We start from the raw sequence: 13,088 nt of genomic DNA on the forward strand, positions 1-13,088 counted from the left end.
GGGGGGGGGGGGGGGGGGGCGCGGGAGACGTGCGGTCCGCCCGGGTGGGGGCGGCGGGCGCGGGGGGCCGGGGCGGGGGGCGGCCCCCGCGTCCGGGGGCCGTCCCGGGCCGTGGCCGGACGGCAACCCCGGTGCGGCCTCAGAGCGGCAGGGACCAGGCCTGGTCGACCCGGTGCTCCCCGCACTCGGCCAGCTTCAGCCGCTCGGCGGGGGCGTCCGGGGTCGCGGCCGCGGCGGGAGCCGTGAGGCACATCCCGCTCACGTCCTCGACCAGGGCCCCGTCCCGGCGGTGCGTCCAGCTCTGGCCCGGCTCCCCGGGCGCGCAGTCCGCCGTTTCCACGGAGCCGTTCTCGCCCGCCGACAGGCATTCCCCGGTCAGCCGTACGGTGGAGTCCGGCCCGAGCACCCAGCGCTGGTCGGCGCCCGCGGTGCACGGCGCCAGGACCACCGCGCCCACGCCGGTGGTGTTGACCCCGTCGGCGCACTGCGCGCCGTTGCCGGTGATCTGCCCGGTGGGCACGGCGGCGCCGCACCCGCCGTGCGGGGTGAGCCGCCAGACCGCCGTGTCGTGCGCGGCCAGCCTGCCCGTCAGGGAGGTGGAGACCTCGGTGCGCCTGCCGCTCCACAGGTCCTTGGCGTCGACCGTGCACGCGTTCAGACCGATGTCGGCGAGCGGCACGGAGATGTCACGGGTGGCGCCGGAGCGGTTGAGGACGGCGACGGCGCGGTCGCCGTTCGCCAGCGGCCGGGCCAGCACCTCGAACGTGGCGTTCGCGGAGAGCACCGCGCCCTGGCGGCCCATCGGGTCCTGGTCCAGCGCGATCAGGTCGGTGTTGCCCAGGGCGGCCAGCCCGGCCGGGGTCAGCTCGGAGACCTCGGAGGACAGGATGAACGGCGCCGCCATCATCGCCCACAGTCCCACCTGGCTGCGGCTCTCGGCCTCGGTCAGCCCGGGCGCGCCCGCGATCAGGAAGTCGGGGTCGTTCCAGTTGCCCGGGCCGGCGTAGCGGCCGAGCCAGCGGTTGTAGCCGTAGTTGCCGAGCACCGAGCTCCACCGGGAGGTGGCGGGAGCGGCCGCGTCGTAGACCTTGATGTCCTTGCCCTCGCGCCACAGCTGGCCGCTCTCGCCGACCCACCCGAGGACCTTGTGCCAGTCGGAGCCGCCCCATTCGCCCTGCTGGAAGTAGGCGGGAGCCGAGGCCGACAGCACCATGTCACGGCCGCTGTCCCGCAGGGCCCCGGCGACGGCGGCGTACGCGTCGCGGTACGCCTGCTCCTTCGTCGTGCCGGGCGGTACCCACAGGTTGCACCCGTCCATCTTGACGTAGTCGACCTTCCACGACGCGAACTGCCGGGCGTCCTGGGCGTAGTGGTCGGGGCCGCCGCCGTCGGGGGAGCCGCTGCCCGGGTAGCGCTCGCAGGTGAGGGAGCCGGCGTCCTCGTAGATGCCGAACTTCAGGCCCTTGGCGTGCAGGTGTTCGCCGAGCCAGGCCATGCCGTGCGGGAACTTCTGCGTGTCGACGACCAGGCTGCCGTCCGCGTCCCGGCTCTTGGTCATCCAGCAGTCGTCGACGGTCACCGTGTCGTAGCCCTTGGCGGCCAGGCCGCTGGAGACCAGTGCGTCGGCGTTCGCGACCACGGTGGCCTCGTCGATGTCGCACATGTAGTGCGCCCAGTTGTTCCAGCCCATCGGCGGCGTGAGCGCGAGGGGGGTGTCCGAGGTCGCGTGGGGCTCGGCGGCGACGGGGGCGGGGGCGAGGCAGAAGGCGAGCAGGGCGGCCGCGGTCAGGCAGGGGAGCGACGCACGCAGGCGAGGCGGCACGGAGACTCCTTGAGGTGGGGCTGCAGTGCGCCCAGTGCAGCGGTGCGACTACCCAGTGTCAACATAAGTCGATGGTTATGGCTCAATGACCAGCAATATGGCCGTAGTCGACGTCACACGATCGGGGAGGCGGCGGCGCGGGGCGGCGGGCGGCGGGTGCCCGGCCCGCGGTGTGATACGTCGTATGTTCCACTGTCTGATACGGTGTATCTCATGCCGAGGAGATCAGCAGCCCTGGACCGCGCGACGCCGGACGCGATCGCCGTCGCCGCCCTGCGCCTGATCGACGAGGAAGGGCCGGACGCCCTGAGCTTCCGGGCCCTCGCCGACCGGCTGGAGGTCTCCCACGCCACCGTCCAGCGCCGCTGCACCGACCTCGCCGGACTGCTCGACCTCTGTACCGAGCACCTCGCCGGCCAGCTGCCCGAGATCCCGGCCGGCACCGCCTGGGCCGAGGCCACCGAACAGCGGTTCACCGCCCTCTACCGGCTGCTCACCGCGCACCCCGGGCTGCTGGTGCTCCGCGGCGGCCGCCCCTGGCTCGGCCGCCGGCTGCTGGCCCGGCTGGTCGAACCCGCGCTCGCCGACAGCACGGCCGCCGGGATGACCCCCGCCGAGGCCATGACCGCCTACCGGCGCATGTACCTGCTCACCCTCGGCAGCGCCGCCTTCGTGGACCACCGGGATCCGGCCGGGGCCACCGCCGCGTCGCGGGCGGCCCTGGCCGCGCTGGACCCGGAGCGCTTCCCCGTGCTCTCGGGCGGACTGGCCGACGTACTGCCCGCCCTGACCGACCACGAGGTGTACTACGGCGCCCTGCGCCAGCTGATCGAGGCCAACCGGCCCGCCGCCGCATGAAGCCGCTCGAAGGGGACCCCGTCATGGAACAGCAGCTCGACTACGCCGCCGTGCGCGCCGCCGCCGGACGGCTGACCGGGGCGGTCCGCCCGGTCGCCGTCGCACCCGCCGCCGAAGGCGTCTGGTACGCGCTGGAACACCTCCAGCACACCGGCTCCTTCAAGGCCCGCGGCGCCCACAACTTCCTGGCCGCCCACCGCGACGCCGGCACCCTGCCCGCCGCGGGCGTCACCATCGCCTCCGGCGGCAACGCGGGCCTCGCCTGCGCCTGGGCCGCCCGCGCCCAGTCCGTCCCCGCCACCGTGTTCCTGCCCGTCAACGCGCCCCGCGTGAAGGTGGAACGGCTGCGCGGCTACGGGGCCGACGTACGGCTCGTCGGCGAGCGGTACGCCGAAGCACTCGCCGCCTGCGAGGAGTTCGCGGCGGCGAGCGGAGCGCTGAGCAGCCACGCCTACGACCACCCGCTGATCGCCGCGGGCGCCGGGACGCTGCTGGACGAGATCCGCGCCGGGCTGCCCGGCCTGGACGCCGTCGTCGTCGCGGTCGGCGGCGGCGGGCTGTTCGCCGGTGTCGCCACCGCGGCCCGCGAGCACGGCGTACGGGTGATCGCCGCCGAGCCGGAGAACTGCCGCGCCCTGAACGCCGCCCTGGAGGCGGGCCGGCCCGTCGACGTCACCGTGGACTCGGTCGCCGCCGACTCGCTGGGCGCCACCCGCGTCTCGGCGGCCGCCCTGGCCGCCGCCCAGGAGGAGAACGTCCGGTCCGTCCTGGTCCCGGACGCGGCGATCACCGGCGCCCGGCGCGCCCTGTGGGAGGAGCACCGGATCGTGGTGGAAGCGGGCGCGGCCACGGCCCTCGCGGCGCTGCGCACCGCGCCCGAGCCGCCGGGGGACCGGGTGGCCGTCGTCCTGTGCGGCGCGAACACCGACCCCGCGGACCTGACGGCCCCGGCGCACTGACGCGGAGCGTGCACCGAGGCGGACCGCGAGCCGAGCCACGGCGTCCGCAACGACGATCGTTGCGGGCGGCGAAGACTTTGGAGGACGGCGCGCGGTCCCCCCGCCCTGCGAAGGTCCGGGTGTCAACGGATCTGCAAGGTACGGAGGAACGGACGTGGCACAGCGCAAGGGCTGTCTCATCGGCTGCGCAGTGGTGCTGGTGCTCGGCCTCGCGGGCGTCGCGGCACTCGCCTTCGGCGTCGCGAAGGTCGTCGACGCCGCCGGCAAGACGATGCTCGAACCCGACGTCTACCGGTCGGTGAACGTCGGCGACCCGCAGGACGCGGTCCGCGCCAGGATGCCCTCCGGCAAGAGCTTCATCGAGGCCGCCCTGAAGGACGGCGGCCCGGCCGAACCCGCGGGCAGCGTCTGCTCCTGGTACGTCTCGGCCGCGGACGCCAAGGGCGGCGACGAGACCGTGTACCGCTTCTGCTTCAAGGACGGCAAGCTGGCGGAGAAGGTCGAATACCCGATGAAGTAGCGGCCGGGCGCAGCCGGGCCACCGCGGGTGCCAGCCGGGCCGAGGCCTGCGGGAGCCGGGCGAGCTCCGCGTCGATCCACGCGAGCACCGCCGCGGCTCCGTCCGCGTCGCACAGCGAGAGGTGGAACACCAGCTGCCGCCAGGCGCGGGCGGCCCGCTTGGGGGTGGCCGACCGGCGGCGGGCCGCGGTGAACGCACCGCGGGCCAGCCCGTCCCAGCCGGACGGCGGCTCGATGCCCACCTCGCCGACCAGGGTGGCCATGTTGAACGTCGTCAGGACGTGGGCCTGTTCCTCGACGGCCGCTTCGTGGGCGAGGGGGCCGCGCCGTCCGTCGTCCTGCCCGCCGGGCAGGTCCCGCGGCAGGCCGGCGCGCTCGACGCACAGGTCCATGAAGGCCACCGCGTCCTGTGCCGCCGCCCGTTCCCGCAGCGCCGCGTAGTCGAGGCCGTAGTAGCGCTCGTACAGGGTGCCCTGGAGGAGGTCGGCGGCGCTGCGGACGGCCGGGTACACATCCCGGTCCACCGCGCCCGAGTGCGTGTCCGTGAGCGGCACCGACAGGAAACGGACCGGCAGTTCGGCCTGCCGGGCGAGGCCGGAGAGCGTGTCCGCCAGCCGGCCCGGGATCCCCGCGCCCGGGAAGGACTCCACGGCGAGTTCGCCGACGGCCCGCAGCGTCAGCAGGGCCTGCGCCGCCGGGCCGGGCCCGTGGGCCGCGAGCGCGCGGCTCCAGGGCGCCTCGGCCCCGGCCTGTCCGGCGTGCCGGTCGCGCGTCCACGGGTGGCCGGCGTACGGACGGGCCGGCGCGCAGGGCTGTGCCGCCGCCAGCAGGGTGCGCACCGCCTCGTCGGGGTATCCGCGGGCGGTGTGCGGGGCGGCCAGTTGCGGAGCCAGCTCGGCCAGCACCTCCGCCGAGGGCACCGCCGCCCGCGCCGTCAGGGCCGTCACGGCGGTGGGGCGGATGCCGGCGAGCGGCGCGCGCACGGCAGACGGCAGCGCCGTCCCGGCGGGCAGGCCCGTCCGTGCGGCCTCCCCGGCGGTGACTGGCCCGTCCAGGGGCCCCGCGCCGGGCGCCGCACGGTCCGCGTCCGGTGCACAGAGCCGGTGCCGGGCCAGCGCCGCCAGCTCGTGGTACGCGGGCAGGGCGGCCTGCGCCGCCTGCTTCCGGCGCAGTTCCGTGTGCTCGGGGGACCCGGGCCGTCCGCGCTTGGCGACCATCGAGGTGACGGCGTGCCGCAGCAGGCCGGCCTGCCGGGGTTCCGGCGCGCGTCCCGCGACGGCCTCCTCCAAGGCGCGCCGCAGGATGGCGGCGTTGGACTTGGGGTCGAGGTGCCGCGTGCACCGGGTGTGCCGGGCGGCCAGGTCCCGGTAGCGCTCCAGCAGGGCGGCGCCGTCCGCACGCCACTGCGCGCCGTGCTCACCGGCTTCGGCGCGCAACCGGTGGGCCAGCAGTTCGTCCTCGAAGGGCCGCCAGACGGCGAGGGCTTCGCGCTGCGCCTCCACGGCAGGGTGGGGCTTGCGCAGGCCGAGCACGATCGAGGCCTCGGCGCTGGTGCGGCGGCGCACGGCGTCCGCCGGCGGCCGGGGGTGGTCCGCGGGACGCGGGGTGAGGGGGAGCCGGTCGGCGAACGGCCGCAGCTGTGCGACCAGTTCCTCCGCGGCTTCGTCGTCGCCGGCCCGGACCAGCCAGGCCACCGCGAGAAGGGCGGCCTCCTCGGGCACGGTGACCTCGTACCGCCCGCTGTCCAGCAGCGACCAGAGGGTGCGCAGGCCGGCTTCGCCGAGGAAGTGCGCGAAGAGGTCCAGGCGCGTCGCGGGTACGCCGGCCAGCTGGGCGGCCTCCCGCTCGTGCGGCCGCAGTGGCCCGCCGTCGGCGAAGCCGGCGCGTCCGGCCTCGGGGGAGAGCCAGGGGGGCGCGAAGGAGCGGGCCGCGCCGGACGGTCTGCGCAGCCAGTGGGACATCAAGGCCCTTACCCGGGAGGATGCGTGGGCCGGGGCGGTGGCGGAGGGCTGCGGGTCGGTGTTCTCGTCCATGGCCGGCGTGGCAGGTCCTGCCCCTGCGCCCTCCGACTGAGCAGGTCGGTGCTCTGGCTGCTGAGCTACACGCCGTTCGCCCGGAACCTGGCCGTTCGAACGTCCGGCGCGCAACGGGCTTTTCCGGCGCACTCCAGGTAAACCGCATTAGTGCACGGCCGCTCCAACCGGCCGTAAAGAGTCAACATCCGATGCCGGAGCGGGTTCGTTACGGAATCGATATCACCGCTGACCGGTTAAGAACTAAAGCGCATCAGTCCAGGTGGATGCGGTGTTGACTGCACGACTTCCGTCTGCCTGCCGGGCCCTTGCCGGGAATCGGTACCCATGGGTACCCGCCCATCCGGACTTCGGCCGCATTGACGCGATCGCGATGTGCGGTCAGCGTGGGCTGCGCGCTCCGGCAGCGAGGCCGGAACTCCCCCTGAAGGCGGCGACGATGACCCGTTCGAACGTGCTCCGCACTGCCCTCACCACACTCGTGACCGGCACGCTGCTCTCGGTCTGCGCCTGCGGAGTGAGCGGCGGCGCCGCGGACGTGCCGGAGGCCAGGAAGAGCGGCAGGGTGGCCGGCGAGATCACCTTCCGCACCCTCCAGCTCAAGCCGAAGTTCACGGCCTACGTCCAGGGCGTCATCGACGCCTTCGAGGAGAAGTACCCCGAGGTCAAGGTCAGATGGGAGGACGTGCCCGGCGACGGCTACAACGAGAAGCTCGTCGCCGACGCGCAGGCCGGCGCCCTCCCCGACGTGGTCAACCTCTCCACCGACTCCTTCCAGCTCCTCGGCGACCGCGGCCTGCTCGCCGACGTCGCGCGGCTCGACCCGGAGGTCGCCGGGGAGTACGTCCCCGGCTCCTGGGAGCAGTTCAAGCTCCCCGGCAAGGGCGACGGCGTGTACGCCTACCCCTGGTACGTGACCCCGGAGATCCTCACGTACAACAGGGAGCTGTTCGAGAAGTCCGGCCTGGACCCGGCGAAGCCGCCGACCACCGTCGAGCAGTTCTTCGACTGCGCCGAGAAGATCGCGGCCGCGTCGGGCGGCCGGTACTCCGCCTTCATGGCCGATCCCAAGGGCCGGCTGCCCGGGGACTGGCAGAAGATGGGCGTACCGATCCTGAACGCGCAGCAGGACCGGTTCGTCTTCGACACCCCCAAGGCCGTCGAGTGGGTCGAGCGGATGAAGGACCTGTACGCCAAGGGCGCCATGCCCAAGGAGTCGCTCCTCAAGTCCGACGACATCAACCAGCTCTACGGCGGCGGCAAACTCGTCTTCGGCCCCGGCTCCCCGGGCTTCGTCAAGGACATCAAGCAGAACGCGCCGCAGGTCTACGCGGGCACCGAGGTCGCCGGGGCGGTCACCGGCACCCTCGGCCACATCGGCATCTACGCCCAGTCGCTCGGCATCCGGAAGAACACCGGACACCTCGACGCGGCAGCCGAGTTCGCCAAATGGGTCACCAATGGCCCCAACCAGGTGGAGTTCTCCAAGAACGCGACCATCTACCCCTCCAACGCCCGGGGACTGGCCGATCCGCGCTTCGCCGACCGGGGCGACGGCAAGGACGCCGAGACGGTGGCCCGCGCGGTCGGCGCCGAGCAGCTGAGGAGCGCCGCGCTCGACGCCAACACCCCCGTCCAGTGGACCAACCAGGTGGGCGACGCGGTCGTCCGCGAGGTGCAGAAGGCGATCCAGGGCGAGCAGGACCCGAAGACGGCCGTACGCAAGGCCCAGGAGGAGGCGAACCAGCTGCTCGCCAAGTCGGCGCGGAAATGACGCGCCCCGCGCACGCCGCGGCCGCCCCCGGTGGCCGTGCGGGCCGCCGGCGGCGCCGCAGGGCCCTGGCGGCCATGGAGGCCGAGACCGGGCTGGTCCACCGCACGTGGTGGACCCCGTACCTCTTCCTCGCCCCGGGCCTGGTGATGGTGGTGCTGTTCAGCCTCTGGCCGTTCGTCAACACCGTCATCCTGTCCTTCACCGACGCCCGGATCCTGCGCGGTGGCACCTTCGTCGGCTTCGGCAACTACACGCGGGCCTTCGCCGACCCCGACTTCTGGGTCGCGACCGGCAACAGCGTCCTCTACCTCGTGGTCGTCGTGCCGTGCCTCGTCCTCCTCCCGCTCGCCCTCGCCGTGCTCGTCCAGGCGAAGGTCCCCGGGATCGGGTTCTTCCGCTCCGCCTTCTACACGCCGGTGATCGCCTCGGCCGTGGTCGTCGGCTTGATCTGGCAGTGGGTGCTGCGCAGCGACGGGCTCGTCAACACCGTGTTCCGCAGACTGAGCATCGTCTCGGAGCCGGTCCCGTTCCTGACGGACAGCACCATGCTGCTGGTCTCCGCGATGATCGTGACCGTGTGGAAGGGCCTCGGCTACTACATGGTGTTCTACCTCGCGGCCCTCGGGAACGTGCCCGCCTCCCTCCACGAGGCGGCCGCCCTCGACGGCGCCGGCCCGGTCCGCCGCTTCTTCAGCATCACCGTCCCCCAGGTGAAGCCGATGATGCTGCTGGTCGGCACGCTCTCCGCGATCTCCGCCCTGCGCGTCTTCACCGAGATCTACATCCTCGGCGGCGAGAGCGGCGGCCCCGGCGGCGGCGCCCGCACCCTGCCCTTCCTGATCCGGCAGGTCGGCCTCGGCTTCGCCGGCGAGACCGGCTACGCCTCGGCGATCTCGATCCTGCTGTTCCTGCTGACGCTGGTCTTCAGCCTGCTGGGCCGGCGCCTGACGAAGGGGGACGAGCAGTGAGCGCCACCGCCGGGCGCGGACGCCGGCGGATCGGGCTCGCCGCCCGGTACGCCACGCTGGTCCTGATGCTCGTCGTGATGCTCGGGCCGATCGTCTGGCAGTTCCTGACCTCGATCCGCGGCCGCACCGAGAACGTCTACGACGGCATGCTGCCCTCACGCCCCACCCTCGACAACTACCTCCTGGTCGCCGACTCGTTCCCGCTGCTGCGGTACGTCGGGAACACCCTGGTGGTGGCCGTCCTCGCGATCGCCTCCAACACGCTGTTCGCCGCGATGGGCGGGTACGCCCTCTCCCGGGCCGGGTGGAAGGGCCGCAAGACCGTCTTCACGGTGCTGGTGGCCACCCTGATGTTCCCCTTCGAGTCCGTGATGATCTCGATGTTCCTGACGGTCCGCGAGATGGGCCTGGTCGACACCCTCATCGGCGTGTGGCTCCCCGGTGCGGTCTCGGTCCTCAACATCATGATCATGCGTTCGGCCTTCCTGGCCGTGCCCAGGGAGGTGGAGGAGTCCGCCGTCCTGGACGGCGCCGGCGAGTGGACCCGGTTCACCCGCCTCTTCCTCCCCGCCGCCAGGGGAGCCCTGGCCGTCGTCTGCATCACCAGTTTCATGGGCGCCTGGGACGACTTCCTGTGGCCGCTGCTGGTGCTCACCGACAGCGACCACTACACCCTCCAGCTCGGCCTCAAGACCCTGGCGGGCGCCACCACCACCAACGACCAGCGGATCATCGCCGCCGGTGCGATGGCGGCGCTCCTGCCGATGATGCTGCTCTTCTTCGCCCTCCAGCGTTTCTTCTTCAAGGGAGTGGGCGAGGGAGCCGTCAAGATCTGAGCCGCCCCGTCATCCGACCTCCCTCCCTTGGAGCAGCCGTCATGCACGACGACCGCAGCATCACCGAACACCGCCTGCGCCGGGTCCTCACGGAGCGCATCAAACCCGCCGTCCACTCCCGCACGGTCCCGCTGGAGACCGCGCGCTGGGACGCCCCGGGCGAACCCGTTCCGGTCGCCGAGGGCCTCGCCGCCCCGTACGCGCCCTGCACGGCCGGCGAGAGCTGGGGCCCGGCCTGGGGCACCACCTGGTTCAAGGTCACCGGCACCGTCCCGGCCGAGTGGGCCGGCCGTACGGTCGAGGCCGTCCTCGACCTGGGCTTCGACCGGATGATGCCCGGATTCCAGTGCGAAGGGCTCGTCCACCGGGCCGACGGATCCGTGGTCAAGGCGCTCAACCCCTACAACGACTGGGTGCGCGTCGCCGACTCCGCGGCCGGCGGCGAGCAGGTCGAGTGGTACGTGGAGGCGGCCTCGAACCCCGTCCTGGTCGACCACCGCGCGACGTACGAGGGCGACCGGCAGACCAGCGGCGACCAGCCCCTGTACCGGCTGGCCCGGATGGACCTGACCGTGTTCGAGACGGAGGTCTGGGAACTCGTCCAGGACCTGGAAGTCCTCCACGACCTGATGATGCAGCTCGCCGAGGGCGACGCCCGGCGCCACGAGATCCTGCGCGCCCTGGACGCGTCCCTCGACGCGGTGGACCTGGACGACGTCCCCGGTACGGCGGCCGCCGCCCGCGCCCGGCTCACCGCGGTGCTCGCCGCCCGGGCCAACGCCTCGGCGCACCGGATCAGCGCGGTCGGGCACGCCCACATCGACTCCGCATGGCTGTGGCCGCTGCGCGAGACGGTCCGCAAGGTCGCCCGGACCGCGTCCAACGCGGTCGGCCTGATGGACACGCACCCCGAGTTCGTCTTCGCCATGTCGCAGGCGCAGCAGCTGGACTGGATCAAGACGCACCGGCCCGAGCTGTTCGAACGGGTCAAGAAGAAGGTCGCCGACGGGCAGTTCGTGCCGGTCGGCGGCATGTGGGTGGAGTCCGACACCAACATGGTCGGCGGCGAGGCCATGGCCCGTCAGTTCCTCTACGGGAAGAAGTTCTTCCTCGACGAGTTCGGCATCGACACCCACAACGTGTGGCTCCCCGACTCCTTCGGCTACACCGCGGCGATGCCGCAGATCGTGAAGCTCTCCGGCTCGAAGTGGTTCCTGACGCAGAAGATCTCCTGGTCGCAGGTGAACGCCTTCCCGCACCACACCTTCTGGTGGGAGGGCATCGACGGCACGCGCGTCTTCACCCACTTCCCGCCCATCGACACCTACAACAGCGACCTCGGCGGTACGCAGCTCGCGCACGCGGCCCGCAACTACCGTGAGAAGGGCCGGGGTTCGCGGTCGCTGGCCCCCTTCGGCTGGGGCGACGGCGGCGGCGGCCCCACCCGCGAGCACCTGGCCCGCGCCCGGCGGCAGCGCGACCTCGAAGGCTCCCCGCGCGTCGAGATCGAGCGCCCCGACGCGTTCTTCGAGAAGGCGCACGCCGAGTACCCGGACGCTCCCGTCTGGGCCGGTGAGCTCTACCTGGAGCTGCACCGCGGCACCTACACCTCGCAGGCCAAGACCAAGCAGGGCAACCGGCACAGCGAATCGCTGCTGCGGGAAGCCGAACTGTGGGCGGCCACCGCCGCGGTCCGGGTACCGGGGTACGAGTACCCGTACGAGGACCTGGAGCGGATCTGGAAGACGGTGCTGCTCCACCAGTTCCACGACATCCTGCCCGGATCGTCCATCGCCTGGGTGCACCGCGAGGCGCGCGCGACGTACGCGCGGGTACGCGAGGAGCTGCGCGGGATCACCCTGGCCGCGCAGCTGGCGCTGGCCGGGGAGGGCACCACCGAGCTCGTCTTCAACTGCGCCCCGCACACCCGCCGCGGCATCCCGGCAGGCGGCGCGGGCGTGCCGCAGGGCGCGGGGCAGCAGGTCACCGTGGAGGAGCGGCACGGCGGCGGGTACGTCCTGGCCAACGGGCGGCTGCTGGTGGAGATCGACGGCCGCGGGCTGATCGTGTCGGCCTACGACCTGGAGGCCCGTCGTGAGGCGGTGGCGCCCGGGCAGGCCGCGAACCTGCTCCAGATCCACCCCGACTTCCCGAACATGTGGGACGCCTGGGACATCGACGCCTTCTACCGCAACAGCGTCACCGACCTGGTGGGGGCGGACGCGCTGGAGCTGGCCGGCGCCGGCCCGGACGCGGTGACGGTCCGCGTCTCGCGCTCCTTCGGCCGCTCGTCGGCGGTCCAGTCGATCACCCTGCGGGCGGGGGCCGCAACGGTGGACATGGTGACGGAGGTGGACTGGCACGAGACGGAGAAGTTCCTGAAGGCCGCCTTCCCGCTGGACGTGAAGGCCGAACGGTCCGCCTCCGAGACCCAGTTCGGGCACGTGTACCGGGCGACCCACACCAACACCTCCTGGGAGGCGGCCAAGTTCGAGATCTGCGCGCACCGGTGGATCCACGTGGCGGAGCCCGGGTGGGGGACCGCCCTGCTCAACGACTCCACGTACGGCCACGACGTGACCCGCGACGTGCGGCCGGACGGCGGGCAGACCACCACGGTCCGCCTCTCCCTCCTGCGGGCCCCGCGCTATCCGGACCCGGAAACCGACCAGGGCTCCCACACCCTGCGGTTCTCGCTGGCGCCGGGTGCGCGGATCGGCGACGCGGTCCGCGAGGGCCACGCGCTCAACCTGCCCGAACGGCTGGTCCCCGGGGCCGGCCCGGTCGCCCCCCTGGTCGCGGTGGACGAGGACGCGGTGGTGGTCGAGGCGGTCAAACTCGCCGAGGACCGCAGCGGCGACGTGATCGTCCGCCTCTACGAGTCCCGCGGCGGCCGCGCCACGGCCACCCTCACCGCCGGCTTCCCCCTCTGCGCGGCGTCCGAGACCGATCTCCTGGAACGCCCCCTGCCGTGCCGGGCGGTCTCCGCCCCGGCACCGGACGGCGCGGTCGCCCTGACCCTGCGCCCCTTCCAGATCCTCACGGTCCGCCTGCGCCGGGCCTGACCCCGGCGCACCCGGCTCCGCCGCCACCGCCGCCGTCCCGGCCTCCGGGCCGCGGTGGTGGCCCCGGTGCCCGGCGGCCAGGACGGTGCGCACCGGGGCCGCGTGCCGGGTGCCGACCAGGAGGTCGAGCAGGCCGAGCAGTGCGAGTGCCCGGGCGGGGTCGAGGTCTGCGTGGACGTCGTGGTAGCCGGGCAGGAGGGCGCGGAAGGCCGCGTGCCGCAGCCAGGGGACCCCGGCAGCGGCGTGCAGGGCGG

10 protein-coding genes and 1 tRNA gene are annotated in these 13,088 nt (G+C 73.4%); 8 read left to right on the top strand and 3 right to left on the bottom strand.

All coding sequences use genetic code 11. The features are described from left to right. Positions 1-139: 139 nt before the first annotated feature. On the bottom strand, positions 140-1,822 hold the full coding sequence (locus ACFXA3_RS17905; protein ID WP_385187802.1) for a ricin-type beta-trefoil lectin domain protein: 1,683 nt from the start codon (positions 1,820-1,822) through the stop codon (positions 140-142). 213 nt (positions 1,823-2,035) lie between these two features. Between ACFXA3_RS17905 and ACFXA3_RS17910 the strand changes: the two genes are divergently transcribed. The 3 genes from ACFXA3_RS17910 (at position 2,036) to ACFXA3_RS17920 (ending at position 4,159) form a co-directional block, all read left to right on the top strand. Further along, positions 2,036-2,680, top strand: a complete 645-nt coding sequence (locus ACFXA3_RS17910) for a TetR/AcrR family transcriptional regulator (RefSeq protein WP_385187804.1) — start codon at positions 2,036-2,038, stop codon at positions 2,678-2,680. A gap of 23 nt (positions 2,681-2,703) precedes the next feature. Continuing rightward, positions 2,704-3,639: a serine/threonine dehydratase gene (locus ACFXA3_RS17915; RefSeq protein WP_385187805.1), complete on the top strand. Its 936-nt coding sequence runs from the start codon at positions 2,704-2,706 to the stop codon at positions 3,637-3,639. A 154-nt stretch (positions 3,640-3,793) separates the two neighbouring features. Further along, positions 3,794-4,159: a hypothetical protein gene (locus tag ACFXA3_RS17920; RefSeq protein WP_385187807.1), complete on the top strand. Its 366-nt coding sequence runs from the start codon at positions 3,794-3,796 to the stop codon at positions 4,157-4,159. On the opposite strand, the gene ACFXA3_RS17925 is transcribed toward ACFXA3_RS17920, so the two are convergent. Both ACFXA3_RS17925 and ACFXA3_RS17930 read right to left on the bottom strand, forming a co-directional pair. After that, positions 4,113-6,191, bottom strand: a complete 2,079-nt coding sequence (locus ACFXA3_RS17925) for a hypothetical protein (protein ID WP_385187809.1) — start codon at positions 6,189-6,191, stop codon at positions 4,113-4,115. The two genes, ACFXA3_RS17920 and ACFXA3_RS17925, sit on opposite strands and share 47 nt — an antisense overlap. Beyond that, positions 6,191-6,266 (bottom strand) — tRNA-Ser (locus ACFXA3_RS17930). Before ACFXA3_RS17930 ends, ACFXA3_RS17925 begins: the two co-directional genes overlap by 1 nt. A 364-nt stretch (positions 6,267-6,630) precedes the next feature. Here ACFXA3_RS17930 and ACFXA3_RS17935 point away from each other — a divergent pair. The 5 genes from ACFXA3_RS17935 to ACFXA3_RS17955 all read left to right on the top strand — a co-directional run. Further along, positions 6,631-7,965 carry an ABC transporter substrate-binding protein gene (locus ACFXA3_RS17935; RefSeq protein ID WP_385187811.1) on the top strand — a complete coding sequence of 445 codons (1,335 nt, stop codon included), beginning with the start codon at positions 6,631-6,633 and terminating at the stop codon, positions 7,963-7,965. Then, complete coding sequence (locus tag ACFXA3_RS17940) at positions 7,962-8,933, top strand: carbohydrate ABC transporter permease (RefSeq protein WP_385187813.1); 972 nt, start codon at positions 7,962-7,964, stop codon at positions 8,931-8,933. The genes ACFXA3_RS17935 and ACFXA3_RS17940 overlap by 4 nt, the downstream gene beginning before the upstream one ends. Next, positions 8,930-9,769 carry a carbohydrate ABC transporter permease gene (locus ACFXA3_RS17945; protein WP_385187815.1) on the top strand — a complete coding sequence of 280 codons (840 nt, stop codon included), beginning with the start codon at positions 8,930-8,932 and terminating at the stop codon, positions 9,767-9,769. The genes ACFXA3_RS17940 and ACFXA3_RS17945 overlap by 4 nt, the downstream gene beginning before the upstream one ends. 41 nt (positions 9,770-9,810) lie before the next feature. Next, positions 9,811-12,834 (top strand): alpha-mannosidase, encoded by a 3,024-nt coding sequence (locus ACFXA3_RS17950; protein WP_385187816.1) that lies wholly within the window; start codon positions 9,811-9,813, stop codon positions 12,832-12,834. Positions 12,835-12,900: 66 nt separating this feature from the next. Continuing rightward, positions 12,901-13,088: hypothetical protein (locus ACFXA3_RS17955; protein WP_385187818.1), on the top strand; the 188-nt coding region annotated here is incomplete at its 3' end.

It is taken from the genome of Streptomyces sp. NPDC059456, from assembly GCF_042750055.1.
GTDB lineage: Bacteria > Actinomycetota > Actinomycetes > Streptomycetales > Streptomycetaceae > Streptomyces.

Coding starts and splice junctions, on each gene's coding strand:
- ACFXA3_RS17910 (WP_385187804.1), top strand. CDS start 2,036: ATGCCGAGGAGATCAGCAGCCCTGGACCGCGCGACGCCGGACGCGATC.
- ACFXA3_RS17915 (WP_385187805.1), top strand. CDS start 2,704: ATGGAACAGCAGCTCGACTACGCCGCCGTGCGCGCCGCCGCCGGACGG.
- ACFXA3_RS17925 (WP_385187809.1), bottom strand. CDS start 6,191: ATGGACGAGAACACCGACCCGCAGCCCTCCGCCACCGCCCCGGCCCAC.
- ACFXA3_RS17935 (WP_385187811.1), top strand. CDS start 6,631: ATGACCCGTTCGAACGTGCTCCGCACTGCCCTCACCACACTCGTGACC.
- ACFXA3_RS17940 (WP_385187813.1), top strand. CDS start 7,962: ATGACGCGCCCCGCGCACGCCGCGGCCGCCCCCGGTGGCCGTGCGGGC.
- ACFXA3_RS17950 (WP_385187816.1), top strand. CDS start 9,811: ATGCACGACGACCGCAGCATCACCGAACACCGCCTGCGCCGGGTCCTC.